The sequence below is a fragment of the Bacillus cereus group sp. MYBK15-3 genome (assembly GCF_051916765.1).
GTDB lineage: Bacteria > Bacillota > Bacilli > Bacillales > Bacillaceae_G > Bacillus_A > Bacillus_A cereus.
This window is the reverse complement of record NZ_JBQAHG010000009.1, coordinates 1-20,163: the sequence shown is the minus strand read 5'-3', so window position 1 is coordinate 20,163 and position 20,163 is coordinate 1. Positions and strand designations below refer to the sequence as shown.

Sequence of the window (20,163 nt, the reverse complement as noted above, 5' to 3'; positions counted from 1 at the left end):
ATATATAGCAAATGGAGGCGGAATATATGAACTTTCGTTTTAATGAAGAGCAGCAAATGATGAGGAAAATGGTTCGGGATTTTGCACAGAAGGAAATAGCCCCCTTTGTTCCTAGTATGGAACAAGGGGTGTTCCCGAAAGCGATTTTGCAAAAGATGGGTGAGCTTGGATTAATGGGTATTCCAGCGCCTGCAAAATACGGCGGGGCAGAAATGGACTTTATTTCTTACATTCTAGCAATTGAGGAAATCTCAAAGGTAAGTGCAACAGTTGGTGTAATTTTAGCTGTACATACGTCAGTTGGAATGAATCCGATTTTATATTTCGGAACAGAAGAACAGAAGAAAAAATATGTTTCTAAACTTGCAACCGGGGAATATTTAGGTGCATTTGCTTTAACAGAGCCAAATGCAGGATCAGATGCAGGGAGTTTGAAATCAAGAGCTGTGAAAAAAGGTGATCATTATATTATTAATGGATCGAAAGTGTTTATTACAAATGGTGGTGAAGCAAGTACATACATTGTATTCGCTTCTACAAATCCAGAGGCAGGAAAAAGTGGTATTTCTGCATTTATAGTAGAGAAAGATACACCTGGTTTAATCATTGGAAAAGATGAACATAAGATGGGACTTCTCGGTTCTCGTACAGTACAACTTACTTTTGAAGATATGAAAGTGCCAGCTGAGAATTTACTTGGGGAAGAAGGACAAGGATTCAAAGTGGCGATGGCGAATTTAGATGTTGGGCGAATTGGAATCGGTGCGCAGGCGTTAGGAATTGCTGAAGCGGCGCTTGGCTGTGCAATTGATTATGCGAAAGAACGTGAGCAATTCGGAAAACCAATTGCGGCGCAGCAAGGGATTGGCTTCAAGCTTGCAGATATGGCAACAAGTGTCGAGGCAGCAAGGTTACTCGTATATAGAGCGGCATCTCTTAGGGCACAAGGATTACCATGCGGTAAAGAAGCATCTATTGCGAAATTATTTGCTTCTAAGACAGCGGTTGAAGTCGCGATTGAGGCGGTGCAAGTATTTGGTGGTTACGGTTATACGAAAGACTATCCAGTAGAACGATTTTTCCGTGATGCGAAAATTACGCAAATATATGAAGGAACAAGTGAAATACAGAAACTTGTTATTAGCCGTGCTTTATAAAAGGGCGAGGGGGAGACGGAGATGCATTTTAAACTATCAGAAGAGCATGAAATGATAAGAAAAATGGTTCGAGATTTTGCTAAAAATGAAGTGGCACCAACAGCAGCTGAGCGTGACGAAGAAGAGCGATTTGATCGAGAGTTATTTGATCAAATGGCAGAGCTTGGTTTAACTGGTATTCCATGGCCTGAAGAGTACGGCGGAATTGGAAGCGATTACTTAGCATACGTAATCGCTATTGAAGAATTATCTCGCGTTTGTGCTTCAACAGGTGTAACACTGTCTGCGCATACTTCACTTGCGGGATGGCCAATTTTTAAATTTGGGACGGAAGAGCAAAAGCAAAAGTTTTTACGACCGATGGCTGAAGGGAAGAAAATTGGTGCATACGGCTTAACGGAACCAGGATCTGGATCGGATGCTGGTGGAATGAAGACGATTGCTAAAAGAGATGGAGACCATTATGTATTAAATGGATCAAAAATATTTATCACTAATGGTGGTATTGCTGATATTTATGTTGTTTTTGCGCTAACTGATCCTGAATCGAAGCAGCGCGGTACGAGTGCATTTATTGTAGAAAGTGATACACCGGGATTTTCAGTTGGGAAGAAGGAGAGCAAGCTAGGGATTCGCTCTTCACCAACGACTGAAATTATGTTTGAAGATTGCCGTATTCCTGTAGAGAATCTACTTGGAGGAGAGGGGCAAGGGTTTAAAGTTGCGATGCAAACATTAGATGGAGGTCGTAACGGTATTGCGGCGCAAGCTGTTGGGATTGCACAAGGGGCTTTAGATGCTTCTGTAGAATATGCAAGGGAGCGCCATCAGTTTGGAAAACCAATTGCGGCGCAGCAAGGGATTGGCTTTAAACTTGCGGATATGGCAACAGATGTAGAAGCAGCACGCCTTTTAACATATCAAGCGGCTTGGCTTGAATCAGAAGGGCTTCCGTATGGAAAAGAATCAGCGATGTCAAAAGTATTTGCAGGCGATGCAGCGATGAAGGTGACGACTGAAGCGGTGCAAGTATTTGGTGGTTACGGTTATACGAAAGATTATCCAGTAGAGCGTTATATGCGAGATGCAAAGATTACACAAATATATGAAGGAACACAAGAGATTCAGAGGCTTGTAATTTCTCGTATGTTAACGAAGTAGGAACGAAAGCGTAGGTATTTTCCTACGCTTTTTCCTTCCAAAAAATAATAGAGAGAGGTGAAGGGAATGGTTAAACATAATGTGCATGCATCAGTGAAAGATGAAAAATTAGTTGCGTTAAGACGTGAACAAATGATTAAAGGTGCGGTGCAACTGTTTAAACAAAAAGGATTTCCGCGTACAACAACGAGAGAAATTGCAAAAGCGGCTGGGTTTAGTATAGGGACACTTTATGAGTACATTCGTACCAAAGATGATGTTTTATATTTAGTTTGTGATAGTATATATGAACATGTAAAAGAAAGATTAGAGGAAGTAGTGTGTACAGAAAAAGGGAGTATAGAAAGTTTAAAGATAGCAATAACGAATTACTTTAAAGTGATGGACGAATTACAGGAAGAAGTATTGATAATGTATCAAGAGGTACGCTTTTTACCGAAAGAATCACTTCCGTATGTATTAGAAAAGGAGTTTCAAATGGTAGGAATGTTCGAGAATATTTTAGAACAGTGTACGGAAAATGGAACATTTACATTAAATAAAAAAGAAATACAGCTTCTTGCGCATAATATTTTTATACAAGGACAGATGTGGGGATTTAGACGCTGGGCGCTGCAAAAACTGTATACGCTCGAAGAATATACAGAAATGCAAATTAGGTATGTATTGCAAGGGGCCCATATGCTTCCGAAATAAGGAACAGACAAATTATAATTTTACTACCCTATAAAAGTTTCCCGTTTTTTTTGTAGCATATTTGTGCGACTTTTGTTTATAATGAATAGTATGGATTTTTTTAAGCAGGCCGTTATATATAAGGTTATATTTGATGAAAGGAAGTGCCGCATAAGTGGATTTTAAGCAATATTCACCAGAAGAGCTAAAAGAATGTTCAATGATTGAAGTTGTACATAGCGTTTTAGGGGATAAAAAACAAGCAACGACATTCAACGAGTTGGTTCAAGAAATCGCTCAAGTGCTGGGACTATCTCAAGAGCAAGTTAATGCGAAAATCGCACAATTTTATACAGACTTAAACATCGATGGACGTTTCATTAATTTAGGAGAAAATCGTTGGGGACTACGCAGCTGGTACCCATATGAGCAAATTGATGAAGAAATCTTGCCTCAACCAAAACCGAAGAAGAAACGTAAAGTTGAAGAAGACGGTTTTGACGACTACATTGAAGAAGACGAAGATGACTTCGACGATGCAGACGTAAGTGAAGATGAAGACGATGTAGAAGATTTGGACAAGGTTCTTGAAGAAGAAGACGGAGATGACGACGATCTTGATGATTTAGACGAAGATGACGACGACTTCGCTGAAGAAGAACTTGAGTATGATGAAACTGAAGAAGAAGAAGAGGAAGAACTGTAGTTCTTGACTTTTCATTATCGTCCATGTAGAATCATTTTTGGGCTCTTTAAAAAAGGACGATAATACTTTTAAAGTGTAAATATAAAAGAAAATTGCTCCCTACTTATTACTTTTTGTGATGAGGGGAGCAATTTTCTTTTTTGTTTTTTGTTTAGAAAATAAAAAGAGTCTAACAATAAGATGGATACAGTGTTATCTACATACGTTGCGCTTTGCAACGGTGATTATATAACAACAGAGTAGAAGGGAGCTTTTTCATGACTAAGTATATTTTTGTAACAGGCGGTGTAGTATCGTCTTTAGGAAAAGGTATTACAGCAGCATCTCTTGGAAGACTTTTAAAAAATCGTGGTTTAAACGTAACGATTCAAAAGTTTGATCCATACATTAACGTAGACCCAGGGACTATGAGCCCATACCAACACGGTGAGGTATTCGTAACAGATGATGGTGCAGAAACTGACTTAGACCTTGGTCACTATGAGCGTTTCATCGATATTAACTTAAACAAATACAGCAACGTAACAACAGGTAAAATTTACTCTTCAGTTCTTCAAAAAGAGCGTCGCGGTGAATATTTAGGAGGAACAGTTCAAGTTATTCCTCATATTACTAACGAAATTAAAGAACGCGTATATCGTTCTGGTCGTGAAACAAATGCGGATGTTGTTATTACAGAAATCGGTGGAACTGTTGGTGACATCGAGTCTCTACCATTCTTAGAAGCAATCCGTCAAATTAAGAGCGACATCGGTCGTGACAATGTAATGTACATTCACTGTACGTTAATCCCGTACTTAAAAGCAGCGGGTGAAATGAAGACAAAACCAACACAACATAGTGTTAAAGAACTTCGTAGCTTAGGTATTCAACCAAACATTATCGTTGTTCGTACAGAAATGCCTGTTTCTCAAGATATGAAAGACAAGCTTGCATTATTCTGTGACATCGATACAAAAGCAGTTATCGAAGCTCGCGATGCAGATACTTTATATGCGGTTCCATTATCTCTTCAAGAACAAAACATGGACCAAATCGTTTGTGACCACTTAAAATTAGACAATCCAGCTGCAGATATGACAGAGTGGACTGCGCTAGTTAACAAAGTGCGTAATCTTTCTAAGAAAACAAAAATCGCTCTTGTTGGTAAATATGTAGAACTTCAAGATGCTTATATTTCTGTTGTAGAAGCACTTCGTCATGCTGGTTACTCATTCGACACAGATGTAGAAGTAAAATGGGTAAATGCTGAGCACGTAACAGCAGAAAACGTAAAAGAATTAGTTGGCGATACAGATGGTATCCTTGTACCAGGTGGCTTCGGCGATCGTGGTGTAGAAGGTAAAATCGTTGCGATTCAATATGCTCGTGAAAACAAAGTTCCATTCTTAGGAATTTGCTTAGGTATGCAACTTGCATCAATCGAATTCGCACGTAATGTATTAGGTTTAGAAGGTGCTAACTCTTCTGAAATCAACCCTGACACACCATATGCAATCATCGACTTATTACCAGAACAAAAAGATGTAGAGGACCTAGGTGGTACACTTCGTCTTGGTCTATACCCATGTAAGCTTGCTGAAGAAACAAATGCTTACAATGCTTATAATGAGCCGGTTGTATATGAGCGTCATCGTCATCGTTATGAGTTCAACAACCAGTTCCGTCCTGATATGGAAAAAGAAGGATTTGTATTCTCTGGTACAAGCCCAGACGGCCGTCTAGTTGAAATCATTGAATTAAAAGACCACCCTTGGTTCGTGGCAGCACAGTTCCACCCAGAACTTGTTTCTCGTCCAAACCGTCCACAACCATTGTTCCATGACTTCGTAAGAGCTTCTATTACGAATAAAGAGAGCAAGTAATAAAAAAAGCGCCTGAAATAAGGCGCTTTTTTTAATATTCATTTAACATTTCATCGATTGTAAATTTGATTCCGTGATAAGCAAATAAAGCTACTATTAAACTTGGGAATCCGTAGCGATTACCTTCATCGTCTGGAATAAGACCTTTTAACAGTTTTGTATCAATATGTACGTCTGTATATCGTTCGAGTGATTCCGTACCTTCTTGAAGAGCAGAAATGCCGACAATAGAGTGTCCCTCTTCTTGTAGTTTTTTTGCAATTTCTACAATCGCTTCATCTGTTGAAAAACGGCTAATAAGAAGTACACGATCCGCAGAGGTTACTTCTGCTTCTTTACCATTTTCAAATAATCGTTTTGCTTGCTTCATTGGTTCAGCACCGAATAGTGCCTCGGCAACAACGCCTTCCATTTCATTTGTACCATGTAAATAAATGAAACCATCGCCAACTAGTGCTTGAGCAAGTAAACGAGCACTATCTTCTATATTCATTTCTTCTTTTTGAGAAACTCTGGAGAAATAACCACTTAATTGAGTTGAAAAAATTTTTAACATAATGTTACTCCCTTCGTACGTGTTTGCCGGCTTTCATTATAGTTTATTTTTTTAGAAAGGTGAAATCGTAGGGTAGCATAACAAAATAGGAAACGGTAAAATAAGAAAGAATAGGAAGGAATTTGCCAAAGAATAGCGAAAATTAATCGTTAAGATATAAGAAGCTTTAAATCTTGTACTTACACAGAAAGGTTGGGAGTTATGGAAGGGAAAATTTTAATCGTTGATGATCAATATGGCATTCGTGTGTTATTACATGAAGTGTTCCAAAAAGAAGGTTATCAGACATTCCAAGCAGCAAATGGATTTCAAGCTTTAGATATCGTGAAAAAAGATAATCCAGATTTAGTTGTGTTAGATATGAAGATTCCAGGTATGGATGGTATAGAGATTTTAAAGCATGTAAAAGAAATTGATGAGAGTATTAAAGTAATTTTAATGACTGCTTATGGAGAGCTTGATATGATCCAAGAAGCAAAAGATTTAGGTGCTTTAATGCATTTTGCTAAACCATTTGATATTGATGAAATTCGTCAAGCTGTGAGAAATGAGCTCGCTGTAGAGGCGTAAAAATGAATTTTTTATAAAAAATATGGAAAAAAGCGTTTACATGGACTATTGTGCAGGTGAATACGGTTGAGTTTTTGAGTACAAGTTGTTATCCTATTGAGTGTAGAAAAAAGTCCGGTATGTATATATACATATTTTACCTTATTCTGGTCATACTACCAGCGATAAGAACTTATCGGATACAAAAAACGTTTTTTAGGAGGATTCACCATGCCTTTAGTTTCTATGAAAGAAATGCTAAACAAAGCACTAGAAGGAAAATACGCAGTTGGTCAATTCAACATGAACAACTTAGAGTGGACTCAAGCTATCTTAGCTGCTGCGGAAGAAGAAAAATCTCCTGTAATCCTAGGTGTATCTGAGGGTGCAGCTCGTCATATGACTGGTTTCAAAACAGTTGTAGCTATGGTTAAAGCTTTAATCGAAGAAATGAACATCACTGTTCCTGTAGCGATTCACCTTGATCATGGTTCAAGCTTCGAAAAATGTAAAGAAGCAATCGATGCAGGTTTCACATCTGTAATGATCGACGCTTCTCACCACCCATTCGAAGAAAACGTTGAAACTACTAAACAAGTAGTAGAATACGCACACGCTCGTAACGTATCTGTTGAAGCTGAGCTTGGAACAGTTGGCGGACAAGAAGACGACGTAATCGCTGAAGGCGTAATTTACGCTGACCCAGCAGAGTGTAAGCACCTTGTTGAAGCAACAGGTATCGATTGCCTAGCTCCAGCTTTAGGTTCTGTACACGGTCCTTACAAAGGTGAGCCTAACTTAGGATTCGCTGAAATGGAACAAGTTCGTGACTTCACTGGCGTACCTTTAGTATTACATGGTGGTACTGGTATCCCAACTGCTGATATCGAAAAAGCTATCTCTTTAGGTACTTCAAAAATCAACGTAAACACTGAGAACCAAATCGAGTTTACAAAAGCTGTTCGTGAAGTATTAAACAAAGACCAAGAAGTTTACGATCCTCGTAAATTTATCGGACCTGGCCGCGACGCTATCAAAGCAACTGTTATTGGTAAAATTCGCGAATTCGGTTCTAACGGTAAAGCGTAAGAATAAAATTCCGTTTTGGAAACCGTCTAGTCTTTTAGACGGTTTCCTTTCGTTGTATAATGAAAGCGTGAACAAGTCTAAAGATTTTATCATTTTTGTTTTTAAATAGAAAATAATGTGCATAGTCCTATTAATAAATGTGATAACGTATCTAAATTGATAAAGTGCATTCGATGAATAGTTGATCTTTATCTATTCGTGCTACAGGAGAAATGAAGATAATGGTTTCCTATTTATTGAGTTTTGGGATGGAAAGAGTAATTGAGATTCTTAAGGGGAGCTTTCTATAAAAAGATAGAAAGTAAATACATTCACAAGAAGGGAGCTCAATATGGAAAAATTGCTAATTGAAGGCGGAAGAGCTTTAAATGGAACAATTCGAGTAAGTGGTGCAAAGAACAGTGCCGTTGCATTAATTCCAGCGACAATTTTAGCAGATACTCCAGTAACTATTGGTGGTGTCCCTAATATTTCGGACGTGAAAATGTTAGGAGACTTACTAGAGGAAATTGGAGGGAAAGTAACTTATGGACAGGAGGAGGAGATGGTAGTCGATCCTTCTAACATGGTTGCAATGCCTTTGCCAAATGGAAAAGTGAAAAAATTGCGCGCTTCTTATTATTTAATGGGTGCAATGCTTGGCCGTTTTAAAAAAGCTGTTATTGGGCTTCCGGGTGGATGTCATTTAGGACCGAGGCCGATTGATCAGCATATTAAAGGGTTTGAAGCGCTAGGTGCACATGTTACGAATGAACAAGGTGCCATCTATTTAAGAGCAGATGAGCTACGCGGGGCACGTATTTATTTAGATGTTGTTAGTGTAGGAGCTACGATTAATATTATGCTAGCAGCTGTACGAGCAAAAGGTAGAACTGTTATTGAAAATGCAGCGAAAGAGCCTGAGATTATTGATGTAGCTACATTGTTAACAAGCATGGGGGCACGTATTAAAGGTGCTGGTACAGATGTAATCCGAATAGATGGTGTGGACTCTTTACATGGTTGTCACCATACTATCATCCCAGATCGTATTGAAGCTGGTACGTATATGATTCTAGGAGCTGCATCAGGAGGAGAAGTAACGGTTGATAATGTTATTCCTCAGCATTTAGAATCAGTTACTGCAAAGCTAAGAGAAGCTGGTGTTCAAGTTGAAACGAACGATGATCAAATTACGGTGAACGGTAATAGAAAGTTAAAAGTAGTTGATATCAAAACGCTTGTATATCCAGGTTTTCCAACAGATTTACAACAGCCGTTTACGACGCTTTTAACAAAGGCGCACGGAACGGGAGTTGTAACAGATACGATTTACGGTGCCCGTTTCAAACACATTGATGAATTACGTCGTATGAATGCTCAAATTAAAGTAGAGGGTCGTTCGGCAATTGTAACTGGTCCTGTGTTACTGCAAGGTGCAAAAGTGAAGGCGAGTGATTTACGAGCGGGAGCGGCACTTGTTATTGCAGGATTAATGGCAGATGGAATTACAGAAGTAACAGGACTGGAGCATATTGATCGAGGTTATGAGAATATAGTGGACAAGCTTAAAGGGCTTGGAGCAAACATTTGGCGAGAACAAATGACAAAGCAAGAAATTGAAGAAATGAAGAACGCATAAGTGATACTTCCGCAAGGGGGAAGTGAAGCATCACTACTTGCGGAAGTACACTTTATAGAAAAACACGGTTCACAAAATACGGCAGAAATATAAAGACTTAAAGGAGAGGGATTATCGTGGAGAGAAGTTTATCTATGGAGTTAGTACGTGTAACAGAGGCTGCAGCTTTATCATCAGCGCGTTGGATGGGGCGCGGGAAAAAGGATGAGGCAGACGGTGCAGCAACATCAGCTATGCGTGATGTATTTGATACAATTCCGATGAAAGGTACAGTTGTAATTGGTGAAGGTGAGATGGATGAAGCACCAATGCTATATATCGGAGAGAAATTAGGTACAGGATATGGACCACGTGTAGACGTTGCGGTTGATCCTTTAGAAGGGACAAACATCGTAGCAGCTGGTGGCTGGAATGCTCTTGCTGTTATTGCAATTGCAGACCACGGTAATTTGTTACATGCCCCTGACATGTACATGGATAAAATCGCGGTTGGCCCAGAAGCAGTTGGGGCGGTCGACATTGATGCGCCTATTATTGATAACTTACGTGCAGTTGCGAAAGCGAAAAATAAAGATATTGAAGATGTTGTAGCGACAGTTTTAAATCGTCCACGTCATCAAGAAATTATCGAAGAAATTCGTAAAGCTGGTGCTCGCATTAAATTGATTAATGATGGAGATGTAGCTGGAGCGATTAATACAGCGTTTGATCGTACAGGTGTAGATATTTTATTTGGATCTGGTGGAGCACCTGAAGGTGTATTAGCAGCAGTTGCTTTAAAATGTTTAGGTGGAGAAATTCACGGAAAACTATTGCCACAAAACGAAGCTGAATTAGCGCGTTGTAAAAAAATGGGTATAGAAGACATTAATCGTATCCTTCGTATGGAGGACTTAGTAAAAGGTGACGATGCAATCTTTGCAGCAACAGGCGTAACAGATGGAGAACTATTACGCGGTGTTCAATTTAAAGGTAGCGTAGGAACAACGCAATCCCTTGTTATGCGCGCAAAATCAGGCACAGTTCGCTTCGTAGATGGTCGTCATAGCTTGAATAAAAAACCAAACTTGGTTATTAAATAAAAAGCGTAAGCAGCTCGTTCAGAATGGGAGGGGGATGGAGCTTCTGACGTAGAGGCGCTTTTTGCCTCGTAGGAAGAAGTGAAGCCACCGACCATTCTAGCTGCTGAAGCTGGATTAAGTAAAAAGCGGAGGTGGCTTGCTCAGAAGGGGAAGGCATTGGAACTCCTGACGAAGAGGCGTTTTGTGCCTCGCAGGAAGGGGTGAAATGACTGACCATTCTAGCTGCTGAAGCTGGATTAAATAAAAAGTGCAAGCGGCTCGTTCAGAATCGCAGGCTATTTGGAGCTCTCGACCTTGAAGCGCTCTTTGCTTCGAGTGAGAGAGTGAAATGGTCGACTTTTCTAACTATCGGAGCTGGAACTAAATTAAATAAGAAGCGAAGACAAATTTTCTTGTCTTCGCTTCTTGTATTTGTGTTCCAACGTATTGATTAAAACTAGATAAAAGGGTTACAATAGTGAATATTACCCTACTTGAACTTATTGCCTTTCATTATTAATTATTTGCCTTCCGTATTTTTTCCCTTTACCCATGAAAAAAGAGAATAACGTTAAAGTGTGGTGTCTGAATGAATTTGTCAATTGCAGCATTAGAAAACATGAAATTAAAAGAGTTATACGAGCTTGCGAAAGAATTTAAGATTTCGTATTATAGCAAGTTAACGAAAAAAGAGTTAATTTTTTCTATTTTGAAAGCTCGAGCAGAAAAAGAAGGTTTCTTTTTCATGGAAGGCGTATTAGAAATTATTCAATCAGAAGGATTTGGATTCCTACGTCCTATCAACTATTCTCCAAGCTCAGAAGATATTTATATCTCAGCTTCGCAAATTCGTCGTTTCGATTTACGTAATGGAGATAAGGTTTCTGGTAAAGTACGACCTCCGAAAGAAAATGAACGCTATTTTGGGTTATTACAAGTTGAAGCTGTAAACGGAGATGATCCAGATTCAGCAAAAGAGCGTGTGCATTTCCCTGCATTAACACCATTATACCCAGATCGCCAAATGAAATTGGAAACGGAACCTAAAAAGTTACCGACACGCATCATGGATTTAATCGCACCAGTTGGATTTGGACAACGTGGTTTAATTGTTGCGCCTCCAAAGGCTGGTAAAACAAGTCTATTAAAAGAAATTGCGCATAGTGTTACAACAAATCATCCGGAAGCAGAATTAATTGTACTTTTAATTGATGAGCGTCCAGAGGAAGTAACAGACATTGAACGTTCTGTTAAAGGAGATGTTGTAAGTTCTACTTTTGATGAAGTACCAGAAAATCATATTAAAGTAGCTGAGCTTGTGTTAGAACGTGCGATGCGTCTTGTAGAGCACAAGAAAGATGTTATCATTTTAATGGATAGTATTACCCGTTTAGCTCGAGCTTACAACCTCGTTATTCCACCAAGTGGTAGAACATTATCAGGTGGTATCGATCCAGCTGCCTTCCATAGACCGAAGCGTTTCTTTGGAGCTGCGCGTAATATTGAAGAAGGCGGTAGCTTAACAATTTTAGCAACAGCCCTTGTTGATACAGGATCCCGTATGGACGATGTTATTTACGAGGAATTTAAAGGAACTGGAAATATGGAACTTCACTTAGATCGTTCATTAGCTGAACGTCGTATCTTCCCGGCGATCGATATTCGTCGCTCTGGTACACGTAAAGAAGATCTATTAATTCCAAAAGAACATTTAGACAAGTTATGGGGCATTCGTAAAACAATGCGTGATACACCAGACTTCGTTGAAAGTTTCTTACGTAAGCTTCGTCAAACGAAGACAAATGAAGAGTTTTTACAAAACATTGTTGCAGACTCAAAAAGGTATGTAACAACTAAGTAAAGGGAAAAAATCAGGACTCGCTTATTTTATAGTAAGCGAGTTTTTTATGCTGTTTAGGTGATATTAAAGAGAGAGAGAAGTGAGAGAAACTTAGCCAGTCAGAGCTAAACGAGCCGTCTCCACTTTAAGATAATATCCAGTTCCGGTGGCTAGCTCTTCGCATCTAAGAACCTTCCGCCCGAAAGGTAAAAAGCACCTTTAGGGCGAAAGAACCTTAGCTGGTCAGAGCTGAGCGAGCCACCTCCACTTTAAATTTAATATCCAGCTTCAGCGGCTAGAATGGTCGGTGGCTTCGCGTCTTCCTACGAGGCAAAAAGCGCCTCTACGTCAGAAGCTCCATCCCCCTCCCATTCTGAACGAGCCGCTTGCGCTTTTAAATTGTATCTAGTTCCGACGGCTAGCTCTTCGTGTCTAAGAACCTCCCGCCCGAAAGGTAAAAAGCACCTATTGTGCGAGAGAACCTTAGCCAGTCAGAGCTAAACGAGCCGTCTACACTTTTAATTTCAAAAGACAAAAACAGGTAGTTGCAAAATGAAGTTAGCCTTGTTATAATTTCATCATATGTGTTTCATCAATATAGTTGTGTATGCAGCTGAAGATGAAAAACTCTGTTTCGAAAATGATTCAGGGCGGAAGGAGATGAAAAGAATGAAAGCAGGAATTCACCCAGATTACAAGAAAGTTGTATTCATGGACACAAACACAGGCTTCAAATTCTTAAGCGGATCTACTAAAGGATCTAACGAAACTGTTGAGTGGGAAGATGGTAACACTTATCCATTACTAAAAGTTGAGATCAGTTCTGATTCTCACCCATTCTACACTGGACGTCAGAAGTTTGCTACTGCAGACGGACGCGTTGACCGCTTCAATAAGAAATACGGTCTTAAGTAATAAAAACATAAAACAGGCAAGTGTATGTATTCGCTTGTCTGTTTTTTTTGCGAAAATATTATACCTTTACCCTACTTTTAACTGAAAAGTAGATGAAAGGAGAGCTTCATGTACTTAATAAATCAAAATGGCTGGATTGAAGTGATTTGCGGTAGTATGTTTTCTGGCAAGTCAGAAGAGCTAATCCGCCGTGTGCGCCGTACGCAATTTGCAAAACAACATGCAATTGTATTTAAACCATGTATTGATAATCGATATAGTGAAGAAGATGTAGTATCACATAATGGATTAAAGGTAAAAGCAGTTCCTGTTTCAGCTTCAAAGGATATATTTGAACATATTACAGAAGAGCTGGATGTTATTGCAATCGATGAGGTGCAATTTTTTGATGGGGACATTGTGGAAGTGGTGCAAGTATTGGCAAATCGTGGCTATCGTGTCATTGTAGCTGGTTTAGACCAAGATTTCCGTGGTCTACCATTTGGACAAGTTCCTCAGCTGATGGCGATTGCTGAACATGTAACAAAACTACAAGCAGTATGTTCTGTATGTGGATCTCCAGCAAGTCGTACACAACGATTAATTGATGGAGAACCAGCGGCATTTGATGATCCAATTATTTTAGTTGGAGCTTCAGAATCGTATGAACCGCGTTGTCGTCATTGTCATGCAGTACCTGCAAACAAAGATAAGTAAAACTCGCTGCGCAAGGCGGGTTTTTTTCAAAATAGAGAGAATGAGCGGTGTGAGCCGCTTACGCTTTTAAATATATCTAGTTCTGGTGGCTAGCTCTTCGCATCTAAGAACCTTCCGCCCAAAAGGTAAAAAGCACCTTTAGGTCGAAAGAACCTTAGCTGGTCAGAGCTGAAAGAGCCACCGCCACTTTTAAATATATTATCTAGCTCCAGCGGCTAGAATCTCCGGCCATTTCGCTCTCTCGCTCGAAGCAAAAAGCGCTTCAAGGTCGAGAGCTCCAATGGCCTGCGATTCTGAGCGAGCCGCTTGCGCTTTTAAATATAATTTGCGTTTTTTTGAGTAAGTACCATATACTATTTGTATTAGATACTAGGATGTAGAGGTGAATGATGTGTTAGATCGTTTGCAAGCTGTAGAAAATCGTTATGAGAAGTTAAATGAATTGTTAAGTGATCCAGCGATTATTAGTGATTCAAATAAGCTTCGTGAATATTCAAAGGAACAGTCTGATATACAGGAAACGGTAGAGGTGTATCGTGAGTATAAGGATGTTCGTGAGCAATTAAAAGATGCGAAAGCAATGTTAGAAGATAAGTTAGACGCAGAAATGCGTGAAATGGTAAAAGAAGAAGTTTCTGAGTTAGAATCACAAGATAAAACATTATCAGAGCGTCTGAAAATTTTACTTGTTCCAAAAGACCCTAATGATGATAAGAACGTTATCGTTGAGGTTCGTGGAGCTGCTGGTGGAGACGAGGCAGCTTTATTTGCTGGTGACTTATACCGTATGTATAGCCGTTACGCTGAGGTACAGGGCTGGAAAACGGAGATTATTGAGGCTAGCTATACAGAGTTAGGTGGATATAAAGAGATTATCTTTATGATTAATGGTAAAGGTGCTTTCGCGAAGCTGAAATTCGAGAATGGTGCTCACCGTGTCCAACGTGTTCCTGAAACGGAATCTGGTGGACGTATTCATACATCTACAGCAACTGTAGCTGTATTACCAGAGGCAGAAGAAGTAGAAATTGATATTCATGAGAAAGATGTTCGTGTTGATACATTCGCTTCTAGTGGACCTGGTGGACAGAGCGTTAATACAACGATGTCAGCGGTGCGTTTAACGCATTTACCGACTGGTGTAGTTGTATCTTGTCAGGATGAGAAATCACAGATCAAGAATAAAGAAAAAGCGATGAAAGTATTACGCGCACGTGTTTATGATAAGTTTAGACAAGAAGCGCAAGCTGAGTATGATCAAAACCGTAAACAAGCTGTTGGTACGGGAGATCGTTCAGAGCGTATTCGTACGTATAACTTCCCGCAAAACCGTGTTACAGACCATCGAATCGGTTTAACGATTCAAAAGCTAGATCAAATCTTACAAGGTAAGTTAGATGATTTCATCAATGCCTTAGTGATGGAAGATCAGGCTCAAAAGATGGAGGCAGCTGAGTAATGCGTGTCTATGAAGCCCTGAAATGGGCTTCTTCTTTTTTACAGGAAAATGGACGAGATGAAAATGCGGGAGAAATTGTCCTTTGTCATGTATTAAAGGTGAACAGAACAGGATTACTTATGAATATGCGTGAAGAAATAACTGAGGATCAAGAGAAAAGCTTTACGGAGTTTATCCACAAGCATGTAGAAGGTATTCCTATTCAATATATGATTGGTTATGAAATGTTTTATGGACGGTCTTTCTTTGTGAATGAAGAAGTATTAATACCAAGACCGGAAACAGAAGAGCTTATAGTGGGAGTATTAGAAAGAATCGAGCGCCATTTTGGTGATGAGAAACTACATGTAGCAGATATAGGTACAGGTAGTGGAGCGATTTCTATTACGCTTGCTTTAGAAAATGAAAATCTTCATGTTTATACAGTAGATATTGCACAAGAGTCGATTGAAGTTGCAAAAGAAAATGCAAAAGCTTTAGGTGCAGAAGTAACGTTCTATCACGGTGATTTATTGTCACCATTTCATAAAACGGGTCAAAAGCTAGATGTTGTTGTTTCAAATCCTCCATATATACCGGAAGAGGATTGGCGTGGTCTTTCTCCTGTTGTGAAAGAGCATGAGCCGAAGAGAGCACTTGTTGGTGGTGAAGACGGATTAGATTTCTATCGCCGTTTTATGGAAGAATTGCCGAATGTGTTGCAGAAGAAAGCGATTGTGGCGTTTGAAATTGGAGTAGGACAAGGTGAGGATGTAAAAAGATTGTTACAACAAGCTTTTCCACATGCTCATGTTGAGGTTGTTTTCGATATTAACGGAAAAGATCGTATGGTATTTGCAGAGATGGAGTAAGGTTCACACCTTACTCTATTTTTTTGTGGAAAAATTCATATAGATTTTGAATTTAATAGTTTAGAAAGATGAAAGTCTGTCCACACTGTTTGTAGAAGGGACGGTGGAGGAAATGAAAAAACAAGTTATTGCTTATCTTCTTATACTATTAATTGGTGCACAGTTACTTGTGCAGTTTGGATATATGAAAGCTGATGCGAAAGGGCCTTCAGTTATTCCGAAAGAGGCCGTTCGATTACGAATTTTAGCAAATAGTGATTCAGATAAAGACCAGGCATTGAAACGTAAAGTGCGTGATGAAGTAAAAGCACAAATTGATGGGTGGGTAGCGGATTTAACTTCATTTGAAGAGGCACGCAAAGTAATTCAAAGTCATATTCCAGAAATCGAGAAAACGGTGGAAAATACGTTAAAAAGAGAAGGAAGTAAAGATTCATTTCAAGTTAAATTTAGTAAGAATGTAAAGTTTCCTACAAAGGTATACGGGAATTTTATTTATCCAGCAGGAGAATATGAAGCAGTATTAATCACAATTGGAGAAGGTGAAGGGGCGAACTGGTGGTGTGTATTATTTCCACCAATGTGTTTCTTAGATTTTTCGAGCGGGACAGCTGTAAGAAAAGAAGAGCACGTTGTGAAGGCGGAATCTCCTGAAGAGGAGCAGGTGAAACAACTAGATGAGGAAGTAATAGATAAAGAAGAGAAGAAAGTAGATAAGGTAAAAGAAACGAAAGCTGTAAAGCAGGAAGTAGTAAAAAAAGTAACAGCTTCTGAAAAGAAAGTAGTAAAAAATGAAACAAAAGTCAAAGAGCAGCCTGTAAGTAAAGAAGAAATGAAAACTGTGGAAAAAGTGGAGAAACCTGTGGAGAAAAAACAAGAAAAGCAAAATGAGTATGTAAAAGTAGAAGAGGAAGAAGAAAAGCCAGAAGTTAAATTGTTTATTGTAGAAGCTTTTACATCTTTATTCTCTAAATAGTACTATTAATAAATCCCTCTTCATATATAAAAATGAGGAGGGATTTATTATGAAGAAAGTGTATTTTGCTACGAAAGCAGATGTGGAAAGATTACATTCTTTTTTCGGACAAGCTAATAAAAAAGATGATAAAATAAATGAGTTGTACGCACAATTTATGATTTTGGAAGAGGCGGAAGAAATACGAGCTGTAATTGGTTATGAACAAAGTGGGGAAGATGTGCTTATTCGTTCTTGTTTATTCACACCTCATGTGGATAAACAGACTTTCTTATATTTTTTTGAAATGTTTTTGCAGTATATGAAAGAAAAAAGTGTTCAACAATTGTACTTACTAACAAATCATCCACAATCTGTACCGATCTTTCAGTTTTTTGACTTTTTTACTATAGAAAAGGATGAGGTTCCAGAGGGAATTCAACAACTAGAACATTTTTGTAAAAATATAAAAGAGCAGAATGCAATAATACTAAATTGTCAGCTATTCACAAAGTTATCCACGGATTAATTAGGTTTATCCACATTTTGTGGATAAACCTTGTTTGTCTTTTGGATAAATCTCATAGTAAACTAAAAATATACAAGTATTTAAGGGTAGAAAAGGACGTGGAAAAAAATGCATACAAACATGTGGGTTGTGGATAATGTTGTGGAAAGAAAAAAATATTATCCACAGTTACAAGAAGCAGCAAAATTATTAAGAGAAAATGAGGCGGTGGCTTTCCCTACGGAAACAGTATATGGGTTAGGTGCAAATGCGATGGATGATGAAGCAATCGCGAAAATTTTCGAAGCGAAAGGAAGACCGAGTGATAATCCACTCATTGTCCATATAGGTACAAAATCTCAGTTAGATGGGATTGTGAAAGAAATTCCACCAGTTGCAGAGAAGTTAATGGCGCATTTTTGGCCAGGACCATTAACAATTATTTTGCCGAGAAAAGAAGGGATTTCAGAGAAGGTGACGGCAGGACTTAATACGGTTGGAGTAAGAATGCCTGATCATCCAATTGCACTTGCTCTTATTGAAGAGGCGAATGTACCTGTTGCAGCACCAAGTGCGAATCGTTCAGGGCGTCCAAGTCCAACATTAGCTTCTCACGTATATGAAGATTTGAATGGGAAGATTGCAGGTATTGTTGATGGTGGTGCAACTGGAGTAGGCGTTGAATCAACTGTAATTGATTGTACAAGCGCGGTTCCAACAATATTACGTCCAGGTGGGATTACGAAAGAACAATTAGAAGCGGTGATAGGTACTGTTTCTTTAGATCCAGCTTTAAAGGATGAGAAGGAAAAACCGAAATCGCCTGGAATGAAATACACACATTATGCGCCGAAAGCACCACTTAGTATTGTTGAGGGTTCACGTGAGTTTATTCAGCATCTTGTGGATGAGAAAAAGGAAGAAGGATTTAAAGTAGGCGTATTAACGACAGAAGAGTATCAGCATGTATATAGTGCAGATGTTATATTATCTTGTGGTGTTAGAAGTGACTTAGCTAGTGTTGCGACTAAATTATATGATGTACTTAGAACATTTGATGCAAGTGAAGTGGATGTTATTTTTAGTGAGTCATTCCCTAATGAAGGAATAGGGAATGCAATTATGAATCGTTTAACAAAAGCGGCAGGACATCATATTATTATTGAATGATAAGGTAAGATTAGCAAACAGAATATTTCTCCTTGGATAAGCATATTGTGAAGTAGCACGTCCAAGGAGGGGCATGAATGACGTTTGAACAGCTAATACCTTTAATAATTATGGCATTCGCCTTAGGGATGGATGCGTTCTCGGTGAGTCTTGGTATGGGGATGATACCCCTAAAGTTAAGACAAATCCTGTATATTGGTATGACGATAGGGATATTTCATATTATTATGCCGTTTATAGGAATGGTACTAGGTCGTTTTTTATCAGAGAAGTATGGAGATATCGCACATTTTGCGGGTGCTATTTTATTAATCGGACTAGGGTTTTATATCGTATATTCGAGCATTTTACAAAATGAAGAGACTAGAACAGCCCCTATTGGAATTAGTTTATTCGTATTTGCATTTGGCGTCAGTATAGATAGTTTCTCAGTAGGACTTAGTCTTGGTATTTATGGGGCACAAACAATTATTACGATTTTACTTTTTGGATTTGTTAGCATGTTATTAGCGTGGATGGGTTTATTAATTGGGAGACATGCGAAAGATATGCTCGGTACATATGGTGAGATAGTAGGTGGTATCATTTTGGTTGGGTTTGGATTATATATCCTTTTTCCTATATAATTTTATGTAGGAGGGAATTATGAACAAGCTATTGGAATGGTATGTTAAATTTTTAACCTTCTATCCTCGATGGCTAAGAAGACTTATAATTTGGGGTATTATTTTGCAAATTTCGATGTTAGGTTGGATTAAGTTAATTCGTGAATGGTGAGATAGTTCCTTTCTGTGAATATTTTGTTTGTACTATATTTATTGCGCTAAAAATTACAGATATAGAAAGGATGAGATGAATGACGAGATTGAAGCAAGTTTTTGGTATTATTATTAGTTTTTTTGTTTTTTGGTTTAGTATGCTCGGTGTACAAATGTTTGCTGAGTTTTTAGATATTGAGTCATTGAAATTTGTTGCGGGAAAGACTGAGGCGGCGCGTGCCTTTTACTCTCCGTACCCGTTTTTAATTGTTTTTCTTATTACATTGCTTTCCCTATACTTCTTCGTAATTAAGCTAGGGAAGCCGAAAAAAGAGAAAATGCCTACTTTAGAGGAAAAGAAGGAAGAATTACAATGATAAAATCCCCTGCTAAAAAGCAGGGGATTTTATATTTGAGTGATGGGAGGAATCTAGCCGCCTTGCTTTTAAATATATCCAGCTCCAGCGGCTAGAATGGTCGGTGGCTTCGCGTCTTCCTGCGAGGCAAAAAGCGCCTCTACGTCAGAAGCTCCATCCCCCTCTCATTCTGAGCGAGCCGCTTCCGCTTTTAG

General features: G+C 38.8%; 21 protein-coding genes. 20 read left to right on the top strand and 1 reads right to left on the bottom strand.

Annotation, left to right across the window (positions count from 1 at the left end; all coding sequences use genetic code 11):
* Positions 1-26: 26 nt before the first annotated feature.
* The 5 genes from ACTFR8_RS26750 to pyrG all read left to right on the top strand — a co-directional run bounded on the left by ACTFR8_RS26750 (position 27) and on the right by pyrG (position 5,564).
* Positions 27-1,157, top strand: a complete 1,131-nt coding sequence (locus tag ACTFR8_RS26750; protein ID WP_001011165.1) for an acyl-CoA dehydrogenase — start codon at positions 27-29, stop codon at positions 1,155-1,157.
* Positions 1,158-1,178: 21 nt separating this feature from the next.
* On the top strand, positions 1,179-2,318 hold the full coding sequence (acdA, locus tag ACTFR8_RS26745) for an acyl-CoA dehydrogenase AcdA (RefSeq protein ID WP_000545549.1): 1,140 nt from the start codon (positions 1,179-1,181) through the stop codon (positions 2,316-2,318).
* A 66-nt stretch (positions 2,319-2,384) separates the two neighbouring features.
* Positions 2,385-3,014, top strand: coding sequence for a TetR/AcrR family transcriptional regulator (locus ACTFR8_RS26740; protein ID WP_000238599.1), 630 nt, complete (start codon positions 2,385-2,387; stop codon positions 3,012-3,014).
* Between the two features lie 154 nt (positions 3,015-3,168).
* Positions 3,169-3,699 (top strand): DNA-directed RNA polymerase subunit delta, encoded by a 531-nt coding sequence (gene rpoE / locus ACTFR8_RS26735; RefSeq protein ID WP_000346280.1) that lies wholly within the window; start codon positions 3,169-3,171, stop codon positions 3,697-3,699.
* A gap of 257 nt (positions 3,700-3,956) precedes the next feature.
* Positions 3,957-5,564, top strand: coding sequence for a CTP synthase (gene pyrG, locus ACTFR8_RS26730; RefSeq protein ID WP_000170460.1), 1,608 nt, complete (start codon positions 3,957-3,959; stop codon positions 5,562-5,564).
* Between the two features lie 31 nt (positions 5,565-5,595).
* On the opposite strand, the gene ACTFR8_RS26725 is transcribed toward pyrG, so the two are convergent.
* Entirely contained in the window at positions 5,596-6,120 is a 525-nt protein-coding gene (locus tag ACTFR8_RS26725; RefSeq protein ID WP_000912400.1) for a DUF2529 domain-containing protein, read from the bottom strand.
* 201 nt (positions 6,121-6,321) lie between these two features.
* Here ACTFR8_RS26725 and spo0F point away from each other — a divergent pair, with 201 nt between their 5' ends.
* The 15 genes from spo0F (at position 6,322) to ACTFR8_RS26650 (ending at position 19,969) form a co-directional block, all read left to right on the top strand.
* Positions 6,322-6,690 carry a sporulation initiation phosphotransferase Spo0F gene (spo0F, locus tag ACTFR8_RS26720; RefSeq protein ID WP_000398594.1) on the top strand — a complete coding sequence of 123 codons (369 nt, stop codon included), beginning with the start codon at positions 6,322-6,324 and terminating at the stop codon, positions 6,688-6,690.
* A 210-nt stretch (positions 6,691-6,900) separates the two neighbouring features.
* The gene (locus ACTFR8_RS26715) at positions 6,901-7,758 is read left to right on the top strand and encodes a class II fructose-bisphosphate aldolase (protein ID WP_001131855.1); all 858 of its coding nucleotides are present in this window, start codon (positions 6,901-6,903) and stop codon (positions 7,756-7,758) included.
* 331 nt (positions 7,759-8,089) lie between these two features.
* Positions 8,090-9,379 (top strand): UDP-N-acetylglucosamine 1-carboxyvinyltransferase, encoded by a 1,290-nt coding sequence (murA, locus tag ACTFR8_RS26710; RefSeq protein ID WP_000413254.1) that lies wholly within the window; start codon positions 8,090-8,092, stop codon positions 9,377-9,379.
* Between the two features lie 116 nt (positions 9,380-9,495).
* Entirely contained in the window at positions 9,496-10,461 is a 966-nt protein-coding gene (glpX, locus tag ACTFR8_RS26705) for a class II fructose-bisphosphatase (RefSeq protein ID WP_000442340.1), read from the top strand.
* 568 nt (positions 10,462-11,029) lie between these two features.
* Positions 11,030-12,301, top strand: coding sequence for a transcription termination factor Rho (gene rho / locus ACTFR8_RS26700; RefSeq protein ID WP_001053903.1), 1,272 nt, complete (start codon positions 11,030-11,032; stop codon positions 12,299-12,301).
* A gap of 648 nt (positions 12,302-12,949) precedes the next feature.
* Positions 12,950-13,195: a type B 50S ribosomal protein L31 gene (locus ACTFR8_RS26695; RefSeq protein ID WP_000643433.1), complete on the top strand. Its 246-nt coding sequence runs from the start codon at positions 12,950-12,952 to the stop codon at positions 13,193-13,195.
* Between the two features lie 108 nt (positions 13,196-13,303).
* Positions 13,304-13,891 carry a thymidine kinase gene (locus ACTFR8_RS26690; protein ID WP_000280859.1) on the top strand — a complete coding sequence of 196 codons (588 nt, stop codon included), beginning with the start codon at positions 13,304-13,306 and terminating at the stop codon, positions 13,889-13,891.
* A gap of 391 nt (positions 13,892-14,282) precedes the next feature.
* Positions 14,283-15,350: a peptide chain release factor 1 gene (gene prfA, locus ACTFR8_RS26685; RefSeq protein ID WP_000887064.1), complete on the top strand. Its 1,068-nt coding sequence runs from the start codon at positions 14,283-14,285 to the stop codon at positions 15,348-15,350.
* Complete coding sequence (gene prmC, locus ACTFR8_RS26680; RefSeq protein WP_001267055.1) at positions 15,350-16,201, top strand: peptide chain release factor N(5)-glutamine methyltransferase; 852 nt, start codon at positions 15,350-15,352, stop codon at positions 16,199-16,201. Before prfA ends, prmC begins: the two co-directional genes overlap by 1 nt.
* A gap of 112 nt (positions 16,202-16,313) precedes the next feature.
* Entirely contained in the window at positions 16,314-17,177 is an 864-nt protein-coding gene (spoIIR, locus tag ACTFR8_RS26675) for a stage II sporulation protein R (protein WP_144608172.1), read from the top strand.
* Between the two features lie 49 nt (positions 17,178-17,226).
* Complete coding sequence (locus ACTFR8_RS26670; RefSeq protein WP_000758437.1) at positions 17,227-17,685, top strand: mechanosensitive ion channel protein; 459 nt, start codon at positions 17,227-17,229, stop codon at positions 17,683-17,685.
* A gap of 108 nt (positions 17,686-17,793) precedes the next feature.
* Positions 17,794-18,834, top strand: coding sequence for an L-threonylcarbamoyladenylate synthase (locus ACTFR8_RS26665; RefSeq protein ID WP_000557351.1), 1,041 nt, complete (start codon positions 17,794-17,796; stop codon positions 18,832-18,834).
* 77 nt (positions 18,835-18,911) lie between these two features.
* Positions 18,912-19,460, top strand: a complete 549-nt coding sequence (locus ACTFR8_RS26660) for a manganese efflux pump MntP (protein ID WP_000142463.1) — start codon at positions 18,912-18,914, stop codon at positions 19,458-19,460.
* Positions 19,461-19,479: 19 nt separating this feature from the next.
* Positions 19,480-19,611 carry a hypothetical protein gene (locus ACTFR8_RS26655; protein ID WP_001037636.1) on the top strand — a complete coding sequence of 44 codons (132 nt, stop codon included), beginning with the start codon at positions 19,480-19,482 and terminating at the stop codon, positions 19,609-19,611.
* A gap of 79 nt (positions 19,612-19,690) precedes the next feature.
* Complete coding sequence (locus ACTFR8_RS26650; RefSeq protein WP_000197472.1) at positions 19,691-19,969, top strand: DUF3935 domain-containing protein; 279 nt, start codon at positions 19,691-19,693, stop codon at positions 19,967-19,969.
* Positions 19,970-20,163: the final 194 nt, after the last annotated feature.